The sequence below is a fragment of the Thermoanaerobaculia bacterium genome (genome assembly GCA_035260525.1).
Taxonomy (GTDB): Bacteria; Acidobacteriota; Thermoanaerobaculia; order UBA5066; family DATFVB01; genus DATFVB01.
The window spans coordinates 1-25,518 of the sequence record DATFVB010000164.1 but is presented as its reverse complement, the minus strand read 5'-3'; the positions used below and the strand labels follow the sequence as shown (position 1 = coordinate 25,518).

Sequence of the window (25,518 nt, the reverse complement as noted above, 5' to 3'; positions counted from 1 at the left end):
GGCCCCGTCCTGCCGTGGCGCGGCTCCGGAACACCGCAATTCCTAGCGGTCTTGCCGTGGCACGTTTCTGGCTGTCAAACTGATGCCATGAGAACGATCTGGAAAGGGCACCTCACGTTCGGGCTGATTTCCGTGCCGGTGGGCCTCTACACCGCGATCGAGAGCTCGGAGCGAGTCTCGTTCCGCATGCTCCACCGCAAGGACCTCGCTCCGATCCAGTACAAGAAGTTCTGCTCGAAGGAGGACGTCGAGGTCGACAACGACGAGATCGTGAAGGGCTACGAGGTCGACAAGAACAAGTTCGCGGTCGTCGAGGAAGAGGAGCTCGAGAAGGTCCAGGAGGAGACGGCGGGAGAAGAGGACCACACGGTGGAGGTCCTCGAGTTCGTCGAGCTCCATTCGATCTCTCCGCTCTCGTTCGAGAAGCCGTACTACCTCGCTCCCGAGAAGGGAGGCGACAAGGCGTACGCGGTCCTCCGCGACGCGCTGATCGAGGAGAGGAAGGTGGGGATCGCGAAGATCACGATCCGCACGCGACCCCAGCTCGGCGCCCTCGTTCCCTCCGACAACGCCCTCGCGCTCGAGATCCTGCGCCCGTTCGAGGAGCTCCGGTCGACCTCGGGGCTGCGCCTTCCCGAATCGGCGAAGAAGTCCGCCGAGATCAAGATGGCGAAGATGCTGATCGATCAGATGACGACGGAGTGGGACCCGGCCGAGCACCCGAACGAATATCGTCAGGCGCTGACGAAGCTCCTCTCCTCGAAGAAGAAGTTCGCCGTCCGGAAGGCGGCGCATGGCGGCGAAGAGAACGTCGTCGACCTCATGGAAGCGCTGAAGAAGAGCGTCGGGAAGACCTCGAGGAGCCGCGCGATCGGCCGGAAGAAGGCCGGCGCGGCGTAGTCGGCCGCGCAAGAGACGAGCGGCACGCCCCGCGGAAGAAGCCGGGAGCCGCCCGCACCTGCCGAATGCCGCTCAGGAATCGCGCTCGAAGGCGCGGCGGATGGCGTCGAGCATCTCCGCGGGGCGAAAGGGTTTCGAGACGAAAGCCGTCACCCCCGCTTGCGACATCTCTACGCGCTTCTGCGTCGCGAAGTAACCGCTCACGAGGATGACTCGCGCGGCGGGATCGCATTCCTTCAGCCTCAGGAACGTCTCCCACCCGCCCAGACGGGGCATCTGGAGGTCGGAGATCACGACGCCGATCGCGAGGGGGTTCTCGCGATAGACCCGGATCGCCTCGATCCCGTCCGGCGCCGTCAGCACGCGGTAGCCTTCCGATTCGATCAGCTCCCGCAGGGACCGGCGAAGGAGGCGCTCGTCCTCGACGACGAGGACCGTCCGGCCGCCGGAAAGAGGTGCCGTCGACGTTTCCGGAGGAGCGTCCGCTTTCGCGGCCTTCTTCGCCTTGCCGGCCGGCCCGGGCCTTCGTTCTCGCGGGGAAGCCGCCGGGAGCAGGACCTCGAATCGCGTCCCCTTTCCCGGCTCGCTGTCGACGTCGACGAAACCTCCGTGCGTCGTGACGATCCCGTATACGACCGAGAGGCCGAGGCCGGAGCCGCCCTGCTCCTTTTTCGTCGTGAAGAACGGCTCGAAGATCCGGCTTCGCGTCGCCTCGTCGAGGCCTTCGCCCGTGTCGGCGACCGTGATCGAGACGTAGGCGTCGGACCGCGCCTCGGGGAACCGCGCGGCGACGTCCGCGCGGCTCCGCGCGGACGTCCCGATCGTCAGCCGGCCCCCCTCGGGCATCGCGTCGCGTGCGTTGACGCACAGGTTCAGCAGCGCCTGGTGGATCTGGTTCGCGTCGGCGTCGAGGGCGGGCAGCTCCGCGGCGAGAGCGGTCTCGCACGTGATGTTCCGGGGAAACGTCTCCTTCACCATCTCGAAGAGCTCTTTGACGAGGGCATTGACGTCGACGCGGGTCGGGGTCTCCCCGTCCGAACGGCGGGCGAACGCCAGGAGCTGGCGCACGAGCGCGGCCCCGCGGTCGACGGCCGTCTGCATCGCGGCGATCGCGTCGGCTCCCCGCGGCCCGGCGTCCGCATTCCGCTTCAGGGCCGCGATGTAGGTCGAGAGGATGCTCAGGATGTTGTTGAAATCGTGGGCGATCCCGCCGGCGAGGGTCCCCATGCTCTCGAGCTTCTGCGCCTGCAGCAGCTCCTGCTGGAGGAGCTTGGCCGCCGTCACGTCGCGCATGTTGCACTGGACCATGGCGTGCGAGTCCGTGCCGTAGCCGCTGCACACCCGGTTGGCCCAGACTTCCCGGCCGTCGGCGGCGACGAGCGGAATCTCCATCTCGTCGGGGATGCGGGCGCCGCCCTCGAAATCCCACGCTCGCTCGGGCGCGCGCCGGTGCGCGAAGGCGGGCAGCGACGCGATGGGCTGCCCGACCACCTGCTCGGCGGGATAGCCGAGCATCGCCGTGAAGAACGGATTCACGTCGATCACCTGGCCGCTCTTTCCGTCGATCAGGAGGATCGCCTCGCGCGCCTTCTCGAAGAGGCGGCGGTAGCGGATCTCCGACTCCCGCAGCTTCGTCTCGGCGCGCTTGCGCTCGGTGATGTCCTGGATCGCGAGCAGGACGAGAGGCTCCGGCTCCGAAGGGAGGCGAATCTGGCGGGAGTTCAGCAGAAGGGTCCTCGGCGGCTCGTCCCTTGCGGCCCGGGGCTCCCACTCGACGTCGGTCACCGTCTCCTTTCGCTGGATCACGGGCTCGAGCAGGGCGCGGAGCTTCGGATCGCTCCATCCCGGAAGCTCGTCGAGGCGCTTTCCCTCCAGGCGCAGGGGGGAGGTGTCGAACGTCCGGTAGAAGGGCTGGTTCGCGGTCCGGACCCGCATCGCCGAATCGACCACGAGGAGCGATTCGCCGACGGTCTCGACGAGGGCCTCGGCGTAGTCCCGCGCCCGGTTGACCTGCTCGAGACCGAGCTTGACCGGATCGATGTCGAGGAACGCGATGACCGCCCCGTCGATCCGATTCTCGGACGTGCGGTAGGGGCGCACCCGCATGAGGTACCACTGCCCCTGCTTGTCCTGGACCTCGAGCTCCCTTCCTTCGACGGTGCGAATCACCTCGGCGACGATCTCGGAGAGGTCCGGTACGTCGACGTTCGGCTTGAGGTCGCGCAGCGGCCGCCCGGCGTCGCCGGGAATCACGTTGAAGATCTTCTCGGCGAGCGGCGTGAACCGGCGGATCGCGAGTTGGGGATCGACCAGGATCATCGGAATGTTGACGCTCGCGAGGACGTTCGTGAGGTCCGCATTCACGGCCGCCAGCTCCCCGTTCCGCGTCTGGAGCTCGTCGTTGACGGTCGTGAGCTCCTCGTTGGTGGACTGGAGCTCCTCTTTCGCGGTCTCGAGCTCCTCGTTGGTCGACTGCAGCTCCTCGTTCGAGGAGAGGATCTCCTCGTTGGCCGACGTCAGCTCTTCGTTGGTCGCCTCCTGATCCTCGATGATCGACTGGAGGTATTCCTTCGTGGCGGAGAGCTCCTGCTCGAGCCGGGCGATCGTCTGCTCCCGCTGCTTCCGGGCCGTCGGGATCGCCGCGGCCTTGCGCGACGGGCGCTCGCGGTCCTCGAAGATCACCAGGAAGTGGCCGCCGGGATCGCCGAGCGGCGCGACCTCGAGGTCGATCAAGTGGTAGCCCGAATCGCCCTTGACCCGCAGTCCCGTCTTGGTGACCCGCTCGCGCGTCTTCTTCGCCCGCTGGACGGCGTCCTTGAGGGCGACGAGGAGCCCTTCCCGCGCGACCTTCAGGAGATTGAAGCTCGGAGCGCCAGACGGAGAGGCGAGAAACTCGCTCGTATGGCCGCGGAACTGCACGATCTCGAGGGCGTCGTTGACGACGACGCCGGGCGGCGAGTAGCGGCCCAGCAGAAGGCGGTCCGCGCGGCGCTGGAGATCGACGAGGCCCCGCTCCGCCGGCCGCTCGCCGGCGGGCGCGAAAGCCTTCCGGGGCGCGGCGCTGCGGGTCCGGGGCACCGTCCCGAAATCGAAGACGTGCGGGGCGGGCACGGGTTTCTTCGAGAAGAGCCGGTGCAGCTTGTCTTCCGCCTGGAAAATGTCGTCGAAGTTCCGGATCGTCTCCGACGCTCCCAGCAGCAGGAAGCCGCCCGGCTTCAGCGCATAGTGGAAGAGGGGGATGATCCGCTTCTGGAGCGGCGGCTCCATGTAGATCAGGAGGTTTCGGCAGCTGATCAGGTCGACGTTCGAGAACGGCGGGTCGGCGCCGAGGTCCTGGCGGGCGAAGATGCAGACGTCGCGGATCGCCTTGCTGATCCGGTACGTCGCTTCGTGCCTGACGAAATATTTCCGGAGCGCGTCGGGGGGGACGTCGGCCGCGATCGAGGTCGGGTAGGAGCCGGCCCGCGCCTGTTCGATCGCCTTCTCGCTGATGTCGGTCGCGAAGATCTGGACGGGGACCGCCGCGCGCATCTCGCCCATCGTGTCGAAGAGCGTGATCGCGAGCGAGTACACCTCCTCGCCGGTCGAGCATCCCGCAACCCAGATCCGGAGCGGGCCGTCGGCCGCCCTTTGCTTCAGGAGCTTCGGAAAGACCTTCTCCCGGAGGATCTCGAACGCCTCCGGGTCGCGAAAGAACGAGGTGACCGTGATGAGGATGTCCTCGTAGAGCGCGTGGACCTCCTCCTTGTCGTTCTTGAGACGTTCGGCGTACTCGTCGACGCCGGTCAGCCGGTGAAGGAGCATGCGGCGCTGGATCCGGCGTCGGATCGTCGTCTTGCGGTACTTCGAGAAATCGACGCCGGTGGCCGACCGGAGGAGCGACAGCACGCGGGTGAGGCCGTGCCCGGCTTCTTCCGTTTCGGACTGTTCCGGCTGCGCGAGGATGGGGTGGGGTCCGAGCCGCCCCAGCTCCTCGCCGATGCGCTCGGGAGGCAGGATGAAGTCGGCGGCCCCGGTCGAGATCGCCGCGTGCGGCATCTCGGGGAAGCGCGCGCTCGATTCCTCCTGCGCGAACGTGATCCCCCCGGCGGCCTTGATCGCGCGACAGCCGAGCGCGCCGTCGGAAGCGGCGCCCGAGAGGACCACCGCGATCGACCGGGACCCGCTCGTCTCCGCGAGCGAGCGGAAGAACTCGTCGATCGGCATGTGCCAGCCGCGCACGCGCTCGTAGCGCGTGATCCGGAACGCGCCATCGTCGAGCGTCAGGTTCGCGTTGGGAGGAATGATGAAGACGGAGTCGCGAGTGACCGGCATCCCGTCGGCGACTTCCTGGACGCGCATCGATGTCGCGCGGCGGATGATGTCGGCGAGCATGCTCTCGTGCGTCGGATCGAGGTGCTGCACGACCACGAACGCCATGCGGGTGTCGGCGGGCACGGCGGAGAAGAGCTTCGTGAGGGCCTCGATCCCGCCGGCGGAGGCGCCGATGCCGACGATCGTGGGACGAGCGGATCGCGCGACGCCGTCGCGCGCCGGACGGGCCGGGGAGGTCGGCGGTTTTTGCCGCCTCGAGTTTTTTCCGGGTCCGCTCTTCTGCTGTTTCGACACGGCGGAGTTCGGCCCGTCACCCTTGCTCCTGGTCATGGGTCGGAGATGAAACCCCCGTTCTCGTAGCGTCCAAACTGTACCACCTCTGCGATCCTCGCACGGGAATCCACCGGGAGCCTCCCGGCGCCTTCGGTTTCCTCCCGGGCGGCCGTGGTCCGCTTCTTGCAATTTTTCCGGAACGTGAGATTCGCAATAGGATCCGCCGGATCAGCGGATGTCGCGTAACGACGGCACCGCCCGGACTCCGCGGCGGCGGCGCCCGCCGCAGAAGAAGCTCGAACAAATCAAGTTATCGTTCGTTCGAACGACGTTTCCGGCGCTCGGAGCCTTGTCGGTGACGCTGGCGTCCCGATGGGCGGAGCGCCTCTTCCGGACGCCTCCCCGATCGGCGCGGACTCCGGCCGAGAAGCGGGTCCTCGATCGCGGAGAGCGGTTCTGCTTTCCCTTCCGCGGCCGCAGGATATCGGCATGGCGGTGGGGAACGGGAGAGCGCCCGGTCCTGCTCGTCCACGGCTGGGGCGGACACGCGGGACGGCTCTCGAAATTCGTCGAGCCGCTGCTCGCCGCGGGGTTCTCCGCGGTCGCGATCGACGCGCCCGCGCACGGCGATTCCTCCGGGAGACAGACGGGCCTTCCGCAGATCGCGCGCTGTCTCCTCGCGGCAGAGGAACACGCCGGCCCGTTCGAGGCGGCGATCGGGCATTCCGCGGGCGGTGCGGCGTGCGTCCTCGCCATTCGCGAGGGGCTCGCCGTCCGCCGGGCCGTCCTGCTCGCGCCCACGACGAACCCGGAGGAGTTCTCCGGGAGGTTCGCCCGCGCGCTTCGGATCCCTCCCGCGGTGCGGGAGAAGATGAAGGAGCGGCTCGACGTGCACCACGGCTGGCGCTGGCCCGACCTGCGACTCGTCGCGTGCGTCCCGGACCGGCCGGTGCCGTTGCTCATTTTCCACGACGAACGGGACCATTGCGTCCCCCTCCGCGACGGGGAAACGATCGTCCGCGTCTGGCGCGGAGCGACGATCGTCCGGACCAGAGGGCTCGGTCATCACCGGATCCTGCGCGACGCCGCCGTCGTCGCGTGCGCGGTCGCCTTCGTGACCGCCGCGGCGGAAGGCGCGGCGCGTGCCAGCGCCTGACGTTTTCGTCGTCGGAGGATCCGCCGGGGGAATCGGCGCGCTCCGAAATCTCCTGCGCGAGATCCCGGAGGGATTCCCCGCGTCGATTCTCGCGGTTCTCCACGCGGGCGCGGACTCGCCGGGGCTTCTCGATGCCATCCTCCAGCCGCACAGCCTTCTTCCCGTCGCCTGGGCGGCGGAGGGGACGATCATCCGGCCTGGAACCGTGCTGCTCGCGCGCCCGGACATGCACCTCGGCGTGGAGGACCACCGCGCCCGGGTCTGGTGGGGACCGAAGGAGAACCGGCACCGGCCGGCGATCGACGTCACGATGCGTTCGGTCGCCGCCGTGCACGGTGAGCGGGCGGTCGGCATCCTCCTGACCGGGCGCCTCGACGACGGCACGTCCGGCCTGATCGAGATCAAGCGCGCGGGAGGGACGACGATCGTCCAGGACCCCAAGGAGGCCGAGCACCCGGACATGCCGCAGAACGCGATCCGAAACGCGCCCGTCGACTACGTTCTTCCGCTTTCGGGGATCGCCGAGGCACTCGTCTCGCTCGCGAGCGGAAGGGCGCTTCCGCCCTCGGTCATGCCCATCCGGTCGCCTTCGAACGACGACGAGCTCGAGATTTCCCGGATGAACCCCGCAGTCCAGGACAAGGAGGATCGCGAGGGCGACCCCTCCCTGTACACGTGTCCCGATTGCGGAGGCAGCCTGTGGGAGACCCGCGACGGCGACCTGCTCCGGTACCGCTGCCGAGTCGGCCACGCCTTCACTCAGGCGACCATGGCGGCCGGCCAGAGCGACGCCGTCGAACGGGCGCTGTCGGTCGCGCTTCGCACGATGCAGGAGAAGATGTCACTCTCGCGCCGTCTCGGCGACGATGCCCGCCGGAGAGGCCTCTCCACGATCGCGCGCATTCACGAATCGAAGACTGCCGAGATCGAGGACCACGCGGGCGTCGTCCGCGAGCTGCTGCGCAGCACCCGGCGCGGGCCCGCCGCGTCGGCGTAGGCGGCCCGGAAGGGCTTTCTTCGCCCTGGAAACGCCCCCGGCCCCGTTCTTGCACCGATTTTGCCCCGGCTTTCGGGTCGCCCGGAAAGGAGTCGCGGATGAGAGAAAAAAACCGAGACGAACGATCTCGCCACAGCGGAAGCCGCAGCCCGAGCGACTCGCGCCGCGCCGGCGACTCGAACCGGTCCGGCGAATCGAGCCGATCGGGCCCGCAGCGAGCCGTCGACGTCCGGCCGGGAGTCGCCGTCCGGCTCGTCGGGCTCGTCGAGCGGCTCGAGGAGGAAATAGAGAGTCGGGACGGGCGGGGCGCCGCGCGTGGGCCGCTCGGTCCGGAGAAGACGGAGGCGAAGGTGAAAGCACGACGGGAACGGCGGATCGAAGGACCGGGCCGGGTCGTCGGGAAGGCGGACTTCACGCCGAAAGAGAAGGAGGACTACGTCGAAGAGGTGGAGGAGTACGAGGGGCCCGACCGACGCGAGCCGCACGGCCCGTCCCGCGAGCTCCCGAAGGAGCCGGGAGTGGCCCGATCGTAGTCTTGAAGTCTTGAAGTCGCAAAGTCCAAAAGTCGAAAGTCGGAAAGTCCAAAACGGTAGTCAGGACTCGGACGTCAGGACTCGCCGATTTTTGATTTTTTGACTTCGACTCGAGACGCGCTGGGGCTACGTCGCGCCGAGCCGGGCAACCTCCCGGTCGAACCCCGGCAGGATCGCCCGGATGAAGGCGTTTTCGATCATCTTCCCGATGATCTGCCAGACGCTCTCCTTCGGGTTGTCGAGACGGCCGGAGAGGTTCACGACGGTCGCCACGTCGTTCTTCTTCCTGTTCTCGAGGATCTTCGACACGCCGGCGACGACCGCCTCGTAGACTTTCTTGCCGAAGCTCTTCTTCTCTCCCGGCGCGCCGATCTTCATTTCGGTGAAGAGCGGCTTCATGTAGCCCGACAGCGCGCCGCGCTTGACGTGGAGCTCGGTGTAGAACGAGAAGTCCCCCTTCGCCACGTCGAACTTGCCGTAGGCGCGGAGCATCTCGTTCATGGTCGTCATGTCCGTGTGCTCGATTGCGGCCTGAAGGTCGAAGTCCGGCCCCGCGTTCTCCGGCCGGAACGTCGCCGTCGCGTGCGACGGCCCGCTTCCCATGAATCGCCCCGTCAGGGTGGCCTTCGCGGGCCCCTGGCTGAAGTGATTCGAGAGGTTCGTCACGTCGACGTTCGTCCTCGACAGGAACGCCCGGTACGGGGGGTTGTGGGCCTTGTTGACGAGGCCGATCTCGCCGTCCCGGATCCGGAGCTTCTGCAACCGGAGGAGCACCGCCGGCTTGTTCGTCACGTTCGAGGCCGCCTTCTCGACCGCGGCCTTTTTCGCGCGCTCGTTGGCGGCCGTCGCCGGGGAATGGACGACGTCGAGACGCAGCCCCCGGAGGAGCAGGTCGTGCACGTCGACGAGCTCGATCTTCGGCGCGTACTCGATCTCGCCCGAGGACGAGAGCGTCCCGCCCTTCACGACGAGGTTGGAGCGTTCGACGATCGGCCGAAACTTCTCGATCGGAACGTCCCGGATGTCGTACATCGTGTGGACGCCGAGGAACGGCTCCGACAGAAAATCCGCGTGCCCGTCCAGCACGGCCCGTCCCTTCTCGAAGACGACCGCTTCGGCGTGGAAGGGGGAGGGGTAGACGTGCTCGCGGGAGTGGATGTTGCGGATGTTGCTCGCCCGCGCGTTCAGGTGCGCGATGTGGAGCGCTCTCCCCGGGTCCTGGTCGATGTAGACGACGTCCGCGTCGTGGATCCGCAGCAGGTTGATCTTCAGGGGATAGATCGCCTCGACCGCCGGCTGCCATCCCTTGTCCCTGGCGGGGACGGCGTCCCTGGCCTCCGACTGAAGCTGCGGCAGGTTCACGTGAATGCGCGGCTGGTCGAGAAGGAAGTCGGCGACGACGTGACCGGTCAGGAGCTCGCGCCATTCGACGCTCGCATGGAGGCGCGGGATCTGCAGGACCGCCGGCTCGGGATGGGCGTTCTGCCGGAGCGTGAGCCCCTTCAACGTGACCGACATGCCGATCAGCTGGAAGTGGAGGCCCGGGAGCCGGACCGAGTACCCCTTCAAGCTCTGGTTCATCTTCGCCTCCATGTGGCGGCGCATCGGCTCGTCCACGAAGAAGGAGGCGGCGAAGAGGAGGATCAGCAGGATCAGGATCGCCGCGGCGACCCGCCGCGCGGCGCGCGGGACCGCGAGGAGGGCGGCCCGGAGCCGCGATTCGCGGCGCGCCGGGGGCGGCGTCTCTTCGTGGCGTGCTCGGCTCATGCCGGAAACAGGGGCAAAGCCCGTGCCACCGGAGATCCGGAAAAATGGCGCGATTCGTGCGATGGGCATGGCCCGGATGGAGAATTCCTCCGCCGATTGGCGGCGCGAATCCGGACCGGCCGGCGCGCGGACGAAGGACGAGATCGGCATCTCGTGGGGGACGATCTTCGAGGTGCTCGCCGCCGCGCTCCTCGTCTGGGCGGCGGTGCTGCTCGCCCTCGCCGTCTCGCCGATCGCCTCGGCGGCGGTGCTCGCCCTGTATATCCTCTACCACGTGGTGGAGAACTACGTCCTGATCCCGAGGGTGTACGGCCGTCGTCTTCGCCTCTCGGGACCGGCCGTGCGGATCACGCTCGTCGTGGGCGGGATGCTCCAGGGGATCCTCGGCGCCGTGCTCGTCCTGCCGCTCGTGGCCGCATACCCGATCGTCGAGCGGATCTGGCTGCACGAGTACCTGAGCGACGAGGCGCTGACCGATCACTCCGCGCTCGAGGAAGCGGCCGAGAACGGTTCCGACGCCGGGGTGGAGCGGGTGCTGCGGGGGCAGGAGCTTCCGCCGGGAGAAACGCGTTGACGCGCAAGGGCGCACGCGGCGCGGCCGGCCTGCGCGAGCCTCTCGCGCCGATGCTCGCGACCCTCGTGGACGAGCCCTTTCGCCGGGCCGGATGGGTCAACGAGGAGAAGTACGACGGGTATCGCGCGCTCGCCTACAAGAGGGGAGCGCGCGTGAAGATCTACTCGCGAAACGCGATCGACCGCACCGCCGACTTCGCCGAGATCGCCGCGGCGCTCGGCAAGCTCGACGGAGACTTCGTCCTCGACGGGGAGATCGTGGCCTTCGACGCGGCCGGCGTGTCCCGGTTCCAGCGCCTCCAGCGCCGCGAGCTGGGCGAGCGGGTGCCTCTCGTCTACGCGATCTTCGACTGCCTCGAGGACGGCGGCGAATCGCTCCTGTCGCGTTCCCTCTCGGAGCGGCGCCGGCGGCTCGAGCGGATCGTCCCGGCGCGCCGTCGGGTCCTGCGGCGCTCGCGGCGGCTCTCCGCCGACGGCCTCGAGGCGTTCGCCGCGGCGCGCGCGAGCGGCTGGGAGGGGATCGTCAGCAAGAGCGACGACTCGCGGTACGAGCCGGGAACGCGGTCGCGGAACTGGCTCAAGGTGAAGGTGCGCAAGGAATCGGAGTTCGTCATCGGCGGGTGGACCGAGCCCGGCGGGAGCCGCGAGCACTTCGGCGCCCTTCTCGTCGGCCTCTTCGAGGGGCAGAAGCTCCGCTACGCGGGAAAAGTCGGGACCGGCTACTCGCACAAGATCCTCGCCGACGTGTCGCGGCGATTCCGTCCCTCGGAGGTGTGTCCGTTCGAGACGCGCCCGAAGGAGAAGGGGGCGCACTGGGTCAGGCCCGAGCTCGTCGCGCAGCTCGGTTTCACGGAGTGGACGGAGGACGGGAAGCTCCGCCACCCGACGTTTTTGGGGCTCCGCGCCGATAAAGCCGCGCGCGAGCTGCGGTGGAGGGACCGTGAAAAATAGGACGAGGCGCGGCGAGCCCGTGGAGCGCCCGCGCGCGGAGATTTCGATCGGCGGCGTGCGGATCACGCACCCCGACAAGCTCTGGTGGCCCGGCGACGGAATCACGAAGGGGGACGTCGCCGCGTTCTACGACCGGATCTCGCCGGCGATCCTGCCCTGGCTGAAGGACCGGCCGCTCACCGCCGAGCGCTGCCCCGGGGGGATGGCGGGCCCGTGCTTCTTCCAGAAGAACTTCCCGGACGCGGCGGCGGCGGGGATTCCGACCGTTCCGATCCGGGCCGAGAGCACGGGGAAGATCGTGAACTACGTCGTGGGAGGGACGAAGAAGGCGCTCCTGACGCTCGTCAACTTCGGCTGCATCGCGATTCACGTGATGAACTGCCGGAAGGACTCGCTCGACCAGCCGGACTGGCTCGCATTCGACCTCGACCCCTCATCCGGCGGCTTCGCCGCGGCGGCTCGCGCCGGGCTCCTGCTGCGCGACATCCTCGAGGAGGAAAAGATTCGATCCTTCCCGAAGACGTCCGGGAGCCGCGGTCTCCACGTTTTCGTGCCGCTCGCCCGCGGCGCGACGCAGGACGGCACGCGCGCGTTCGCGGCGGAGATCGGAAGGCGTCTCGCCGAGCGGGCTCCGAAGCTCGTCACGGTCGAGATGTCGAAGGCCAGGCGCGGCAGCCGGGTGTTCGCCGACGCGCTGCGGAACGCGTTCGGCCAGACGATCGTGCCTCCCTACTCGGTGCGGCGCCGGCCGAAGGCGCCGGTCTCGACTCCGCTCGACTGGAGCGAGGTCGACCCGAAGCTCGACCCCGCGAGATTCAACCTCGGGAACTTCGAGAAACGGCTGGCCTCGGCGGATCCGTGGAAGGGGTTCTGGAAGTCGCGGCAAACCGTCGCGGGAGCGGGCTCGGGGGACGGGAGCGCGTGACGTCGGCGCCGCTCGCCGAACGAGCGGCTCGACCGCGCCGCCGCCACCCCCCTCGCCGAGGCTCCCGCTTCTCGCAAGGGCCCCATTCACTCCTCAACCGTATCGACGTCGGAGGCCGAGCGGTTTTGCGAAAGATGAAAAGACGACGAAGCGCGGCGAGGCGCGAGCCCGGCGGGATGCGGGCCGGCCACGACGTCCCGAGTCGTACTGACCGAAGTACGGCGACGGCGTCGCGGCCGGCCCGCGCCCGCCCGGCTCGATGCATCGCCACGCATGCCAATAAAAAGAACGCGGGGGGCGAACCCCCCGCGGCTGCGTCCGACCGGCAGAACCGGCCGTCCGCCTCAAACCTCGTGCTCTAATGCCCTTCGACTTGCAGGTTGTTGTCGACCCGGACGACACCGTCCACCGAGCGCGCGACTTCGCCCGCCATCCGCCGTTCCTCGTCGCTGCGAACTTTGCCGGCGAGCGTGACGATGCCGTTGGTCGAGTTGACCTCGACGTTCGTCAGCGTCGACAGGCGGACGTCGGAGGCGAGCTTCGCCTTGACCGACGCCTTGATCGCCGCGTCGTCGACCTGCCGGTGCGGCGACGACGTCGTCTTGCACGCGGCGAGTCCGGCGAGCAGCAGCAAAACGGCGATGGCGGTGGGGACCCGGTGTGTCTTTCTCATGGAAACTCCTTCTTCACTTCTCGGGGAACACGACCACGATGCCGAACTCCTCGACGCCGTCCGTCCCCGCATGGTCGATATGCAGGCGCTGTGCCATGGCCCGTCGCTTGCTCAGCGTGCTCTCCCTGAATGCCGATCCGATCACGAAAGCTCGGTCGCGCCGTCCTGTGGGCGGTCGCGGTTGTCGGCGTCCTTCTGGCGCTCGCGGCGGCAGCTCCCGGTTTCCTCCTGCGGCGCGGGCTGCTCCTCCGCTGGGTGAACGACAAGCCGGAGAAGCTGCGGCTCTCGTATTCCTCCGCGCGGGCGCCGTGGCCGGGCCGCGTGGTCGTCGAGGGACTCGAGATGCGCGGCAGCGACCCGAACGTGCAGTGGTGGTTCCGGATGGAGCGGGCGGACATTCGGTACTCGCTCCTCGATCTGCTGGCGAAGCGGTTTCACGCGACGTCGGTCCGCGCGACGGGCCTCGCGTTTCGCCTGCGGCAGCGCCTTTCCGCGCGCCACGACACGGCGGCGGCGCGCGCGCCGCTCCCGCCGATCCCCGGCTTCGGTGAGGTCCCGATCAAGGGCGGCCCGCCGTTCTTCCCCCCGCCCGAGGACCCACGGCATTACTGGCAGGTGCAGATCGAAGGGCTGGAGGCTCCGGCGCGGGAGATCTGGATCGACCAGTATCGCTATGCCGGGGATGCGCAGGTCGCGGGAGGATTCTCCCTGTGGCCGCGGAAGGAGTCGAGGGTCGGACCGGCGCGCGTCGATTTCGGCGGGGGACGCGTTTGGCTCGGCCGCGACCTCGCGGTCGAGCGACTGCGGGCGCAGGTCGCCGGCCGGATCTCTTCGTTCGATCCTCGCTCGGTGCGCGGGAGCGAGGTATACCGGTACGTCGCGGCCGAGGCCCGAATGGCGGGGGAGATCACGGACTCGCGCTTCCTGAACTACTACCTGCGCGATTCCGCCGAGCCGCGGCTTTCGGGCGGGCGGGGGAAAATCGACGGGCATCTCGCGCTCCGGCGCGGCGACGGGAGCCTTTCGCTCACCCTCGCCGTCAGCGGCGTGCGAGCCGTCTACCGAAAGAACGCTCTCGCCGGCGATGCGGTCGTCCGGCTTCGCATGCCCGATTGGAATCCTGCCGACGGAGCGGGCCGCCTCCGAGGCACGTCGTTCGAGCTCGCCGACGTTTCGAGCGCGGGCGGCGCCCGCAACTGGTGGGGAAGATTCGACGTCGGCGCCGGGACGCTGCGCTCGAAGTCCGGCGGGCTCGAGCTTTCCGGACAAGTCGCGGCGAAGTGCCGCGACGCGCGGCCGCTCTACACGCTCTTCGGCGTCGCGCTTCCGCGATGGGCGAGAGGCATCGTCGGGCTCGAGGGGCTGACCGCGTCGGCGGGCGTCGTCCTGGGCCCCGCGACCGTCGAGATCGCCGGCCTCGACGCGCGGGGCGGGAAGTTCACGATCGCCGGCGACTACGCCCGGCGCGGGAAGGCCGCCGACGGGGCGTTCCTCGTCTCCGCGGGGCCTCTTTCGGTCGGAGTCGAAGTTTCCGGCGGAAAATCGTCGCTCAAGCTCGTCGGCGCGAAGGGCTGGTTCGCCGGCCGGAAACCGAAACGGTGAACAGGCGCTCTTCCACGCGGAGTTCGTATTCGCATCCGCCCGGGCCGCACGAGGCGTGAGGATGGTGGATCTCCACCCGATGCCAGACAGCGCCGAGCCGGATCCGCTCGACGGCGACGACCGTCCGGGCCGCGCCGCAGCCGGCGCAGCCCTCGAGGGGAACGTCGTCGCGCATCAGCCTCCTCCCATGCAATTCGGCCGCCCGTGGAACGATTCTTGCCAGCTCCGGGTTCCGATGAAGCTCGCTCCGTTCGACGACGACGGCGATCTCCTCGCCGTGGTCGAGACGCCGAAGGGGAGCCGCAACAAGTACTCCTGGGACGACGCCCGCGGGTTGTTCCGGCTCAAGAGCGTGCTTCCCGCGGGCGCGGTCTTTCCTTTCGACTTCGGGTTCGTTCCGTCGACCCGCGGCGGGGACGGCGATCCGCTGGACGTGCTCTTGCTGATGGACGAGCGCGCGTTCCCCGGCTGCCTCGTCCGCGCGCGTCTCGTCGGCGTGATCGAGGCCGAGGAGAGCCGGAAGGGAAAGAAGAAGCGGAACGACCGCCTGATCGCGGTCGCCGAAAAGTCGCGCGCGTGGGACGCCGTCGAGGAGCTCGACGACCTCGACGAAAGCCTCGTCTCCGAGATCGAGCACTTCTTCGTCTCCTATAATGCCTTCAACGGGAAGAAGTTCGAGCCGATCGGGCGCTCCGGCTCCGAACGCGCCCGCGCGATCGTTGAGCGTGGCCGACGCAAATCCGCGGGAAAAGGGAAGGGAAAGAAGAAGAAATGAGCGCTGAAGAGAAGCTGAACGTCCTCGTCACGGGAGGCGCCGGGTTCATCGGCAGCCACGTGGCGGCCGCGTACCTGCGCGACGGCCACCGCGTGGTCGTCGTCGACAACCTCGCGACGGGGTCGCGCGAACGCGTTCCCGACGGCGCGCGCTTCGTCGAGGACGACCTGACGACGATGAACCTCGCCGGGCTGCTCCGGGAGGAGAGGATCTCGGTCGTCAACCACCACGCCGCGCAGATCGACCTGCGCGCTTCGGTGCGCGATCCCGTCTGGGACGCGCGGATCAACGTCATCGGCTCCCTGAAAGTCCTCGAGGCGTGCCGCGAGGGGGGCGCGCGGCGCGTCGTCTTCTCCTCCACCGGGGGCGCGATCTACGGCGAGCCGGAAGGGGAGAAGGCGGACGAAAGCCATCCGACCAACCCGGTCTCGCCGTACGGCGTGGCGAAACTCTCGGTGGAGAAATACCTGCACTTCTACCGCGTCGAGCACGGCTTCCAGACGATCGTCTTCCGGTACGCGAACGTCTACGGCCCGGGACAGAATGGGAAAGGAGAGGCGGGAGTCGTCGCCATCTTCGCCGAGAAGATGCTCCGCGGCGAGGCGCCGCGCATTCACGGAGACGGAGAGCAGACGCGCGACTACGTGTTCGTGGGCGACTGCGTCGAAGCGAACCGGCGGGCCGCCGCGTTCTCCGGGAGCGGCGTCTGGAACGTCGGAACGGGGGTCGAGACCTCGGTCAACCGCATCGAGGCGCTCATTCGCCGATCGATCCCGGAAGCGCCGCCGGCCGCGCACGACGCCGCGGCCCCCGGCGAGCAGCGCAGGAGCGTTCTCGACGGGCGGAAGCTGCTGCGCGATTTCGGGCTCGCGGGATACACGCCGCTCGAAGAGGGACTCGAGACGACCATCGCCTGGTTTCGAGCCGTCGCGGGAGCTCGCTCGGGGACCCGGGGCGCGTGACGCCTCCGCGGCCCGCCGAATGAACGGCTCGACCGCGTCGTCGCCACCCCCTCGCTCGCGCTTGCGCTCCCGCATCGCGCGAATTTCGACTCGGTGACTCAGCCGAAATTCGCCGTGCTGCCGTGGGCCCGCGAAACGACGAAAGCGGGGACCCGGCCTTCCCCTCAGGCCTCCGATCTCGCCTCGACGAGCTCCTCCTGCGCCACGGGGGACGCGGCCGGTGCCGGCTCGTTCTCCGGCATGAGCCGGAGCGTCTGCTCGTCTTTCGGAAGGATCCGGTCGTTCCAGCACAGCTCCGGCTTGCCGAGCACCAGGCGGTCCGCGCACTCGGCGCCCATCTGAACGGCATGGTCCATGTTCCCGATCTCGTACTTCCAGGACCCGAAGCGGCCGCGCGAGTAGATGTTCCGGGACTCGAGCCAGGGCTGGATCACCGAGAGCGCGCGATCGCGGTCGAGCGACGGGATCGGGTACGTGTAGTCGCGCACGATCAGGTGCGTGTCGACCACGTCGCGCAGGTCGTTCCTCGAGAGGAGCCGGCTCGCGACCATGCCGTCGAGCACATCGTCGACGACGGTGCCGAGGTTGACGGGTTTGAGCGGGGAGCGCGAGACCTCGGCGAGGAGCGAGTAGTGGGTCGCGGCGTCCGGGACGACCTCGGGCGAGTAGTTCGAGAGATACGTCACGCGGTAGAACGGTGATGACGATTCCGGGAAGTACATCCAGCACTTCTTCGACGGGCACGGCTGCCGGACGCCCACGCCGACGATGGCGCTCCCCGAGTGGAGGAGACCGGCCGTCGCCTCGCGAACGTCCGCCGGCGCGCCGGCGATCCCTTCCACGAGGCGGTCGAGGGGGATCGTCGAGACGAGGTCGTCGTATTCGACGTCCTTCCCCGTGTCGAGCGTCACGCGCTTTCGGCGCGCGTCGATCGCGATCGCGCACGCGCCGTAGCGGATCTTCCCCTCGAGCGTCGCCGCGACGCGCGCGAAGAGTCCGCCGGTGCCGCCGTGGAGCGGGTACTTGAACGTGTTGTTCGGACCCCACGAGATGTCGTCGCGGTCGAGGATCACGTTCCCGAGCACGCGTTCGAGGTCGACGACCGGCACGCGCTCGCCGATCCACCGGGTCCCGAGCATCGAGGGCGGATGCGCCCAGACCTTGAAGTTGTAGGGCATCATGAAATGCCGGGCGATCCCGTCTCCGAACACGCCGAAGATCAGCTCCTCGAAGTTCCGGTACGCCGTCTTCGGCTTCCGGCTCGCCTCGATCAGCCCGAGGACGCACTCGAGGACGGCCTCCTTCGGGAGGTACTTGACGTTGTTCTGAAAGGGGTACGGGAGAAACCGGTTCCTCATCCAGATCCAGCTCTCCCGCTCGAGCTCCTGGTACTCGTCGCCGAGCATCCGGTCGAAGAGCTCGTCGAAGTAGCGGAAATGCGAAAAGAGGACGTGGCCGCCGATGTCGTAGACGAACCCGTTCCCGCTCCTCTCGCTCGAGGCCAGCCCGCCCGCGCTCGCGCGCGCCTCGAGGACCTCGAAGTCGTCGTGGCCGACCTCGCGGAGCCGGTAGGCGGCGCCCAGTCCGGCCGGTCCCGCGCCGAGGATGACGACCCGCCGGGTCATGCGCTGACCGTCTCGCTCTCGAGGCCGTCCGCGGCGGCCGGCGCGGCGGCGCGCACGAGAGACTCCATCTTCTCGACCGTCTGCTCCCACGAAGAGCGGCGCGCGACCTGGCACCCGCGCTCGGGATCGATCGCCCCGCCCGCGAGAATCTCCTTCGCGCGCGCCATGAACTGCGACCGGTCCGAGATGTGGACTGCGTCGCCGAAGTTCCGGACGACGTCGCGGACGGGCGTCGAGAGCACCGGCCGGGCCGACGCGAGGTACTCCAGCGTCTTGGTCGGGTTGATGAACCGGCTGGCGTCGTTCATCGCGAAAGGCATCAGGCACACCTGGAAGCCGGCGAGATACGAAGGAAGATCGGCGTAGTCGCGGGCGCCGAGGTAATGGAGGTTCTGCGCGCGGGGAAGCGACGCCGCATCGACCTTCGCGACCGGACCGACGAAGGCGAGCGACCAATCCGGGTTCTCCCGCGCGAGCGACTCGATCAGGGGATAGTCGAGGCGCTCGTCGATCACCCCGACGTACCCGAGTCTCGGCGCGGGTATCGCGCGCAGGTCCGCCGCCACCTCGATTTCGCCCGCCGCGCGGTGGAAGTGATCGAAATCCACCCCGCAGCCGAAGAAATGGACGTTGTCGTGCAGGCGGCTCTTCGCGCGGAAGAGCTCGTATCCGCCGGTGAAGACCACGTCGGCGATCGTGAGGAGCTCCTTTTCGCGTTCGGCGAGCTGCCGCGGGGCGAACGCGAACTGCGTGAGCTCGTCCATGCAGTCGTACACGACCGCGAGCGGGTCGCCGAAGGCGTCGAGCTGGGGGGTGAGCTGCGGGCTGTAGAACCAGTGGACGGCCCGGTCGAAGCCCGCGGGGCGCTGGTTCCGGAGAAGGCTGACGACCGCGCGCTCGCGCTCGGCGGTCGCGGTGTCGTCGCCGCTCGTCTCGGGGAGGACCGGCTGGGCGACGACGACGTTGGGCCACGGCTCGGAGATCTCGAGCCGCGGCGCCCCGGTCCCCGGCGCCGGCTCCTCGACGAAGAGGACCCGATGCCGGCGCGCAAGGCGCGAGTGGATCTGCTGCGGACGCTGCCAGACGAACGACCACCGGAGGTGCGAGTGGACGACGACGGGGAAATCCTCCGGGGCGAAAGCGGCGACCGAAGGGTCGGCGCCCACACCGCGGCCGTGCTCTTTCGAGAGCTCTCTCATTGCGATGCCACCTTTCCGCTTCGAGGGAAGCCGAATTGATTTTTTTGCGAGCCGTTCCGCGGCTCCGCTTTCTCCGAAGAAGCAATCGACGTACCAAGCAAGGGGTTTTTTTCTCGAGGCAAACCGCGAAGAAAACAGGGGAAATCGGCGGGCTCGGTCGGGAAGGTCGGTCGTATAATGGGGCCGCGAGTGAGGGCCGCGCGAAGGGGGCGCGCCAACCTGATCAGTTCTGCGCCCCCTTCGCGGGTATTACGGTGGGCTGCCTGCCTCGCACCAATGCAAGAGGCGTTCCTGCGCGACGGATCGACAAGCCGGCGCCGCGGCCCGATCCGGGTCGCGGCGCCGGTTCAGTGGACGCCCCGCTCTCAGACGACGCTGCGCCGGCCGGTGAAGAGGTGCACGATCACCGAAATGACGGCGAGAACCAGGAGCAGGTGGATGAGACCTCCGACGTGGAACGCCACGAGCCCGAGCAGCCACGCCACGAACAGGATGATTCCGATGGTGAGAAGCATGCGCGCCTCCTTTCCCCCGGGGGCTTGAGCAAGGGACGTGCCCCGCCCCCGGCGCGGCGCCGCAACTCCTGCCCTGTCAGCGGTCTGAAGAGAGGCGCGGCCGAGGCGGCTCGCGGCTTGCACTCTCCGAGAGCATGAGCGCGAACGAGCGCCCGGCGCGGCCGGAGCTCCGCAACGGTCCCGATCGGGTCGACATCGAGGAGGCGCCGCCGGAGCAGATTCGCGATCGCGAAGACGTCCGCGAGGCGCTTCGCCAGACCGCGTCGGAGGGGCGCACGCGCCCGGTCCCCCACACGGGGGACAAGATCTTCTTCACGGTGGCCGGCCTCGGCGCGGCGGTTCTCGCGGCGTTCTACCTCGGTCTCGTCCGCGAGATCGACCTTTTCGACCCGTTCAACTCACCCGTCCTCCAGCGGGCGACGCTCGCGTGTCTCTTGATCGCCGGCGTCCTGATCTTCAACCGGGCGACGTCCGTCTTCGTCGTCTCGCAGATCGAGAGCGCCGTCTCGAAGTACAACCTGAAACGAATCCTGCGTCTCGTCGCGGGAGTCCTCATCGCGACGATCGCGTTCACCGTCCTCTTCGTGAACTGGAGGACGACGCTCGCCTCGCTCGGGCTCCTCTCGCTCGTCCTCGGACTCGCGCTCCAGGCGCCGCTCACCAGTTTCTTCGGATGGGTCTACATCCTCGCGAAGTCGCCATACCGCGTCGGCGACCGGATCGAGCTCGACGACGCGGTCGGGGACGTGATCGACGTCGGCTATCTCGACACCACGCTCTGGGAAGTCGGGGGAAAATACATTTCCGGCGATCACCCGAGCGGTCGCATCATCAAGTTCCCGAACTCCAAGGTGCTCAGCACCACCATCTTCAATTACTCCTGGCCGCTTTTCCCGTACATCTGGAACGAGGTGAAGTTCCAGGTGGCCTATACGGCGGACTTCGATTTCATCGCGCGGACCCTCGAGGAGGAGGCGCGCAAGGAGATCGGGCCGAAGATGCTGAAGAGGATCGCCGTGTTCCGCGACCTCCTCGCCCGGACGCCGGTCGACCAGCTGAACGTCAAGGAGCAGCCGACCGTGTTCTTCCGGGTCAACGACAACACCTGGATCGACGCGCGCGTTCGGTATCTCGTCACACCGCGAAACGCCGGAGCCGTGAAGACGCGCCTGACGAAAGGGCTCCTGGCGAAGGTCCAGGAAAACCCGGACAAGTTCCGCGTTCCCAACGACAACAACCGGTGACCGGGCCCGTTGGCCCGTGCCTTGCTCTGCATTTCAATGCTTCCTGGAACGAAACTTTTCGAGGTCGGCCCCGATCTCGACGGCCCCGGAGACCCCAAAATCTCCGGGGCTAATTTTAGCCCGCGCGGCGATGCATCGAGCCGGGCGGGCGCGTGCCGCCGTCCGGCCGCTCGACGTACGGCTTTCGGTAGACGGTTTCGGCGGCCTGCCGGAGGTTGAGCCGTCGGGCAAACGCACGTTGAGTCGTCGGGCAGGCCGCATGGACCCTCGCAACGGCGCGGAGCGCCGCGCCTGCTAGCGGCGATTGAGGGCGAGGACCGCCACGGCGGCCAGACCGGTCACGACGAGCAGCTTCCATCCGGCGCGGCTCTTTCGAATCGCGCCGCCGTGCGCCGGGGCGCGCCGCTGGCGCAGCATCTCGGCCCCCGTGCCGATCGCGAGCGCGAGGAGCTTCGGGGCCTGACGCCTGAGCCGCCGCCGCATGGCCAGCTCGACTCCCGTCGCAATACCGAGCGCGAGGAGCCTGGGCGCCTGCCGGCGGGCCTGCCCCTTCATCTCTCCGGCGATTTCGGACCAGTCGATCGCGTGAGACATCAACGACTCCCGATGATCAACCCGATCAATACGCCCGCGGCCAATCCGGCCCCGAGCGCCGCCCCGGGATTCTCCCGAGCGAACCGGTTGACGTCGCTCGAGGTCCGGTTCCATTGGTCCACGAGACTTTCCAGCGGACCGGGCACGATTTCTTCCGCCTCGATGAACTGTGCCGCCCGCGCGACCTCCTCGCCGAGCGGTTCAGAGCATAGCGCCATCGGAGTCCTCCTTCACTTTCGTGGAAGTCCGGAAGCAACACATGAGCCAAATGCATTCATGTGGCAGCGCGTTTGCACCGGACCAGAGTCCGGATTTCTCTGTCTTCCTGTAAAAAAGGATTGACATTCCCCTGTCCGGTCGGGCAGTGTGTCGGAAGCGATTTAACGGTTTTCCATTCGGCGGAATCGCTGCACCTCGGACCTGCCTCCTGGAATTCTCCCGAACGGTGAGCCCCCGTTAATCGGCGGAAACCCCGGTTTCAGCCCGTTTCATGGAGGATCGATGTTCCCTCGTCAACCCAACCCACGCTCCTCGTGTGTCCGCTCGCGCGTCGCGGCCGGGCTCTTCGCTTTCGTCTTCGCGGTGCTCCTCGCCGGGAGCGCCCAGGCGCTCGAGTTCTACGCGTCCCCGTCGGGCTCTTCGTCGGGCGACGGCAGCATCTCCCGTCCGTGGGATCTCAGGACCGCGCTCAAGCAGCCCTCGGCGCTCAAACCGGGCGACGTGCTCTGGCTCCGCGGCGGCAAGTACTACGGTCCGTTCGTGAGCTACCTCACGGGGACCTCCTCCGCGCCGATCACGGTGCGTCAGTATCCGGGCGAGCGGGCGACCCTCGACGGGGTCAATGCCGGCGGGCAGACGATCCTCCAGGTGAGCGGCGCGTATACCCGCTACTGGGGATTCGAGATCATGAGCTCGCAGACGAATCGCTCGTCCTCGTCGGTTTCCGGCGCGGCAATCACGACGATGCAGACGCCGGGGCACCCGGGCCTGAAGTTGATCAACCTCGTGATCCACGACACGCTCGGGAATGGCTTCTGGATCGATGCGACGGACATGGAAATGTACGGATGTCTCGTGTACTACAACGGGTGGGCGGCGTCGGACCGCGGCCACGGCCACGGCATCTACGCGCAGAACGACACCGGGACGAAGCATTTCATCGACAACATCATCTTCCAGCAGTTCGACAAGGGGATCCAGTACTTCGGCGGCACGAGCGCGCCCATCAACAACATGGACACCGAAGGGAACACGCTCTTCCAGAACGGGTACATCGACGCCACGGAGTCGAACAACATCGAGATCGGCGGCGGGGTCGTCGCGCAGAATCCGGTCTTCAAGAACAACTACTCGTACAACTCCAACATCGGGAAGGAGGACATCGGCGGCTACAACACGGCGGGCACCTCGAACCTCGTCTACCAGAACAACTACGACGCGGCCGACAACGACTGGCCGACGACGTTCTCCGGGCTGAACGGCTACGCGATCACCGGCAATCTCTTCCGCGGCCACGCCGGCGCGTTCCCGACGAGCGCGTATCCGTCGAACTCGTACTATCTCGGGACGCCGCCGCCGGCCACGCCGAACCAGGTTTTCGTGCGCCCGAACAAGTACGAGCCCGGCCGCGCGAACATCACGGCCTTCAACTGGGCGCATCGAGCGTACGTCTATCCGGACGTGAGCGCGGTCCTCGCGGTCGGCGACGCCTACGAGGTCCGCAACGCGCAGAACTTCTACGGCCCGCCGGTGGCGACGGGGACCTATGCCGGAGGCCGCATCGCGGTGCCGACCACCGGTCTCCCGTCGGCGGCGCCCGTCGGATGGGCGACCCCCGCGGCGACCGGGCCGGAGTTCAACGCGTACGTTTTCCTCCGCAAGTCGGGTTCCCCGACGCCGACGTCCACCGGGTCCGCCCCGGATCCGCATTTCTCGATCCAGCCCAACCCCGCCCCCGTCGGCACGTCGGTCCAGTTCGTCGATACGAGCTTGAACCAGCCGACTTCCTGGTCGTGGGCCTTCGGAGACGGGGGGAGCTCGACGTGGAAAAGCCCGAAGCACATTTTCAAGACGAGGGGGACCTTCACCGTCCGGCTCACCGTCAAGAACGCGTCCGGGTCGGCGAGCACGACCAACACGATTTCCGTGTACTGATTCCGGGATCCCGCGGCCGCCCGGCCGGGCGGCCGCGGCCGTTTCGGCGTAGACTTCGCGCATGAATCGAGCGCGAATCGTCCTCCTCGGCCTCGCCGCGGCCGCCGCGACGCGGTGCGCGAGCGTCGTCCCCGGATCGGAAGGGGTGGTCCTGACCCGCGACGAAAGCGCGGTGAAGGGGTGCAAGGAAGTCGGCTATGTCGAGGCGTGGCTGTCGTTTTCCTTCGGCGACGCGCGCCACCAGCTCCGCAACCGCGCCTGGAAGCTCAAGGGGGACACGGTTCTCGTGAGCTCCCCGTTCGGCGAGAGCGCCGGCACGGCGTACTCATGCGCGGAAAAGAAACCCTGACGAGCCGCTCGTAACGTTCGGCGCCTTCGCGTCGTTTGATGGCGAGCGCGGAAGATCGTACCCTTGCCCGGGAGCGATTCGCATGAAACCGCCGGCGTTCGTCTGGACCTGTCCCGCGTGCGGCGCGCTCGTCCGCACCGAGCTTCCCCCTGCCGACGAGGCCGTCCTGCGATGCTCCTCCTGCGGAAAGGTTTTCGGCGAGGGACGGGAGCCGGCGGCCAATGAGCCCCGCGCGGAGCGACGCGCCGACTGACCCGGATCCGCGGCGCGGAGCACGCTTCGGCGCAGCGCGCCGAGGGCGAAACGTCGTCGGAAAAAGTGAGGTCTCTTTGCAGCAACTTCCAGGCCAGCGGCGAACGCCGCGCCGGGAGTTTTTCCCTTCGATTCGCGTCCGGGGGCACCCGCCTTGCAGCCCCTCGACTCGTCCGCGGCCAGGCCGCGGTCGAAAGGGGGTTTTCTTCCGATGAACAAGCTCGCGGGATTTCTCTCGGCGGTGCTCGTCGCCTTGGGGGCGCCGGCCGTTTTCGCTCAGGGGACGCGGCCCGTCCAGTTCGGGTTGAGCGGAGGCGCCGATTTCCCGGTGGCCGACCAGCGGGACGTCTACAAGACGGGATGGAACGGCACGGCGCTCCTCGCGTTCAACTTCGGGACGTCGCCGGTCGGCCTCCGCGTCGACGGCTCGTACCACGAGCTGAAGACGAAGAGCAACGCGTTCTTCCTCGGGTCGGGGAAGACGCGGATCATCGACGGAACGCTCGATCTCGTCGTCGGTCCTCGCAACCTGGCGGTCGAGCCGTACTTGATCGGCGGAGGCGGCGCTTACGACCTGAGGTTCAGGGGGCAGGACATCACGACCGGCAACGCGTTCTCGCAGAGCACGACGCGTTTCGGATGGAACGTCGGCGGCGGGCTCGCGTTCCCGCTGCGGGCGGGCTCGGGGAGCCGGATCTTCGTGGAGGCCCGGTACACGAGCATCTCGGTCAGCGTGGACCGGTTTTCGAACAGCATTCACACGGGAGGGACGAGGTTCACGTTCGTGCCGGTGAACGTCGGGATTCTGTTCTAGCGGCGCGCCGATGCATCGAGCCGGGCGGGCGCGTGGCAGCCGCCCGCGGGCTTAACGTACGCACCGGTACGCCGAGTCCGCGGGCCGGCCCGCCGAAGCCGTCTTTCAGCACGTCTGGCCGCGCCTCGAGGAGCGCGAATCATGTCGCGGGCTGTCGGCGAGCGTCGTTCCCGTCATTCCTGCGAAAGCAGGAATCCAGCGTGACGCGGCGTGCCGGCCCCTCTCTCCTTCACGGCCGAGCCCGCGGGACGAAGAGCGAATAGTCGGCGACGATGCTAGAATCCCGCCTCCGCCGCGTCCCCATAGTCTAGCGGTCAGGACACCGCCCTTTCACGGCGGGGACACGGGTTCGATTCCCGTTGGGGACGCCA

23 protein-coding genes and 1 tRNA gene are annotated in these 25,518 nt (G+C 68.1%); 16 read left to right on the top strand and 8 right to left on the bottom strand.

Features of this window, described 5'->3' with window-relative positions:
• The first annotated feature begins 87 nt into the window (after positions 1 to 87).
• Positions 88 to 900 (top strand): Ku protein, encoded by an 813-nt coding sequence (locus VKH46_08120; protein ID HKB70795.1) that lies wholly within the window; start codon positions 88 to 90, stop codon positions 898 to 900.
• A 72-nt stretch (positions 901 to 972) separates the two neighbouring features.
• On the opposite strand, the gene VKH46_08115 is transcribed toward VKH46_08120, so the two are convergent.
• Positions 973 to 5,544, bottom strand: a complete 4,572-nt coding sequence (locus VKH46_08115; protein HKB70794.1) for a chemotaxis protein CheB — start codon at positions 5,542 to 5,544, stop codon at positions 973 to 975.
• 298 nt (positions 5,545 to 5,842) lie between these two features.
• On the opposite strand from VKH46_08115, the gene VKH46_08110 reads away from it, so the two are divergent.
• From VKH46_08110 to VKH46_08100, 3 genes are all read left to right on the top strand, one after another.
• A complete protein-coding gene (locus VKH46_08110) occupies positions 5,843 to 6,643 on the top strand; it encodes an alpha/beta fold hydrolase (GenBank protein ID HKB70793.1) in 801 nt (266 codons plus the stop codon).
• Positions 6,630 to 7,640, top strand: a complete 1,011-nt coding sequence (locus tag VKH46_08105) for a chemotaxis protein CheB (protein ID HKB70792.1) — start codon at positions 6,630 to 6,632, stop codon at positions 7,638 to 7,640. Before VKH46_08110 ends, VKH46_08105 begins: the two co-directional genes overlap by 14 nt.
• A gap of 98 nt (positions 7,641 to 7,738) precedes the next feature.
• Positions 7,739 to 8,173: a hypothetical protein gene (locus tag VKH46_08100; protein HKB70791.1), complete on the top strand. Its 435-nt coding sequence runs from the start codon at positions 7,739 to 7,741 to the stop codon at positions 8,171 to 8,173.
• Positions 8,174 to 8,299: 126 nt separating this feature from the next.
• Here VKH46_08100 and VKH46_08095 read toward each other — a convergent pair whose 3' ends face one another.
• Positions 8,300 to 9,940 carry a DUF748 domain-containing protein gene (locus VKH46_08095; GenBank protein HKB70790.1) on the bottom strand — a complete coding sequence of 547 codons (1,641 nt, stop codon included), beginning with the start codon at positions 9,938 to 9,940 and terminating at the stop codon, positions 8,300 to 8,302.
• A gap of 76 nt (positions 9,941 to 10,016) precedes the next feature.
• On the opposite strand from VKH46_08095, the gene VKH46_08090 reads away from it, so the two are divergent.
• The 3 genes from VKH46_08090 to ligD (VKH46_08080) are packed head-to-tail and all read left to right on the top strand — an operon-like array spanning position 10,017 to position 12,389.
• Positions 10,017 to 10,514 carry a hypothetical protein gene (locus tag VKH46_08090; protein ID HKB70789.1) on the top strand — a complete coding sequence of 166 codons (498 nt, stop codon included), beginning with the start codon at positions 10,017 to 10,019 and terminating at the stop codon, positions 10,512 to 10,514.
• Complete coding sequence (gene ligD, locus VKH46_08085) at positions 10,511 to 11,464, top strand: non-homologous end-joining DNA ligase (GenBank protein HKB70788.1); 954 nt, start codon at positions 10,511 to 10,513, stop codon at positions 11,462 to 11,464. Before VKH46_08090 ends, ligD (VKH46_08085) begins: the two co-directional genes overlap by 4 nt.
• Complete coding sequence (ligD, locus tag VKH46_08080) at positions 11,454 to 12,389, top strand: non-homologous end-joining DNA ligase (GenBank protein HKB70787.1); 936 nt, start codon at positions 11,454 to 11,456, stop codon at positions 12,387 to 12,389. Before ligD (VKH46_08085) ends, ligD (VKH46_08080) begins: the two co-directional genes overlap by 11 nt.
• Positions 12,390 to 12,747: 358 nt before the next feature.
• On the opposite strand, the gene VKH46_08075 is transcribed toward ligD (VKH46_08080), so the two are convergent.
• A complete protein-coding gene (locus VKH46_08075) occupies positions 12,748 to 13,062 on the bottom strand; it encodes a BON domain-containing protein (protein HKB70786.1) in 315 nt (104 codons plus the stop codon).
• Between the two features lie 129 nt (positions 13,063 to 13,191).
• Between VKH46_08075 and VKH46_08070 the strand changes: the two genes are divergently transcribed.
• The 3 genes from VKH46_08070 to VKH46_08060 all read left to right on the top strand — a co-directional run bounded on the left by VKH46_08070 (position 13,192) and on the right by VKH46_08060 (position 16,401).
• Entirely contained in the window at positions 13,192 to 14,664 is a 1,473-nt protein-coding gene (locus tag VKH46_08070) for a hypothetical protein (protein HKB70785.1), read from the top strand.
• Between the two features lie 79 nt (positions 14,665 to 14,743).
• On the top strand, positions 14,744 to 15,439 hold the full coding sequence (locus tag VKH46_08065) for an inorganic diphosphatase (protein ID HKB70784.1): 696 nt from the start codon (positions 14,744 to 14,746) through the stop codon (positions 15,437 to 15,439).
• Positions 15,436 to 16,401 carry an NAD-dependent epimerase/dehydratase family protein gene (locus tag VKH46_08060; protein HKB70783.1) on the top strand — a complete coding sequence of 322 codons (966 nt, stop codon included), beginning with the start codon at positions 15,436 to 15,438 and terminating at the stop codon, positions 16,399 to 16,401. Before VKH46_08065 ends, VKH46_08060 begins: the two co-directional genes overlap by 4 nt.
• Positions 16,402 to 16,565: 164 nt before the next feature.
• Here the strand turns inward: VKH46_08060 and VKH46_08055 are convergent, their stop codons facing one another.
• From VKH46_08055 to VKH46_08045, 3 genes are all read right to left on the bottom strand, one after another.
• Positions 16,566 to 18,026, bottom strand: a complete 1,461-nt coding sequence (locus tag VKH46_08055; protein HKB70782.1) for an FAD-dependent oxidoreductase — start codon at positions 18,024 to 18,026, stop codon at positions 16,566 to 16,568.
• Positions 18,023 to 19,225, bottom strand: coding sequence for a glycosyltransferase (locus tag VKH46_08050; GenBank protein ID HKB70781.1), 1,203 nt, complete (start codon positions 19,223 to 19,225; stop codon positions 18,023 to 18,025). Before VKH46_08050 ends, VKH46_08055 begins: the two co-directional genes overlap by 4 nt.
• 365 nt (positions 19,226 to 19,590) lie before the next feature.
• Positions 19,591 to 19,740 (bottom strand): lmo0937 family membrane protein, encoded by a 150-nt coding sequence (locus tag VKH46_08045; GenBank protein HKB70780.1) that lies wholly within the window; start codon positions 19,738 to 19,740, stop codon positions 19,591 to 19,593.
• Positions 19,741 to 19,874: 134 nt separating this feature from the next.
• Between VKH46_08045 and VKH46_08040 the strand changes: the two genes are divergently transcribed.
• The gene (locus VKH46_08040; protein HKB70779.1) at positions 19,875 to 20,984 is read left to right on the top strand and encodes a mechanosensitive ion channel family protein; all 1,110 of its coding nucleotides are present in this window, start codon (positions 19,875 to 19,877) and stop codon (positions 20,982 to 20,984) included.
• 294 nt (positions 20,985 to 21,278) lie between these two features.
• On the opposite strand, the gene VKH46_08035 is transcribed toward VKH46_08040, so the two are convergent.
• The gene (locus VKH46_08035) at positions 21,279 to 21,578 is read right to left on the bottom strand and encodes a hypothetical protein (protein ID HKB70778.1); all 300 of its coding nucleotides are present in this window, start codon (positions 21,576 to 21,578) and stop codon (positions 21,279 to 21,281) included.
• Positions 21,578 to 21,796 (bottom strand): hypothetical protein, encoded by a 219-nt coding sequence (locus VKH46_08030; protein ID HKB70777.1) that lies wholly within the window; start codon positions 21,794 to 21,796, stop codon positions 21,578 to 21,580. Before VKH46_08030 ends, VKH46_08035 begins: the two co-directional genes overlap by 1 nt.
• 283 nt (positions 21,797 to 22,079) lie before the next feature.
• Between VKH46_08030 and VKH46_08025 the strand changes: the two genes are divergently transcribed.
• The 5 genes from VKH46_08025 to VKH46_08005 all read left to right on the top strand — a co-directional run bounded on the left by VKH46_08025 (position 22,080) and on the right by VKH46_08005 (position 25,518).
• Entirely contained in the window at positions 22,080 to 23,732 is a 1,653-nt protein-coding gene (locus tag VKH46_08025) for a PKD domain-containing protein (GenBank protein ID HKB70776.1), read from the top strand.
• 61 nt (positions 23,733 to 23,793) lie between these two features.
• Positions 23,794 to 24,081: a hypothetical protein gene (locus VKH46_08020; GenBank protein ID HKB70775.1), complete on the top strand. Its 288-nt coding sequence runs from the start codon at positions 23,794 to 23,796 to the stop codon at positions 24,079 to 24,081.
• Between the two features lie 82 nt (positions 24,082 to 24,163).
• Positions 24,164 to 24,334 (top strand): lysine biosynthesis protein LysW, encoded by a 171-nt coding sequence (locus tag VKH46_08015; GenBank protein HKB70774.1) that lies wholly within the window; start codon positions 24,164 to 24,166, stop codon positions 24,332 to 24,334.
• 210 nt (positions 24,335 to 24,544) lie between these two features.
• A complete protein-coding gene (locus tag VKH46_08010; protein HKB70773.1) occupies positions 24,545 to 25,147 on the top strand; it encodes an outer membrane beta-barrel protein in 603 nt (200 codons plus the stop codon).
• A gap of 296 nt (positions 25,148 to 25,443) precedes the next feature.
• Positions 25,444 to 25,518 (top strand) — tRNA-Glu (locus tag VKH46_08005).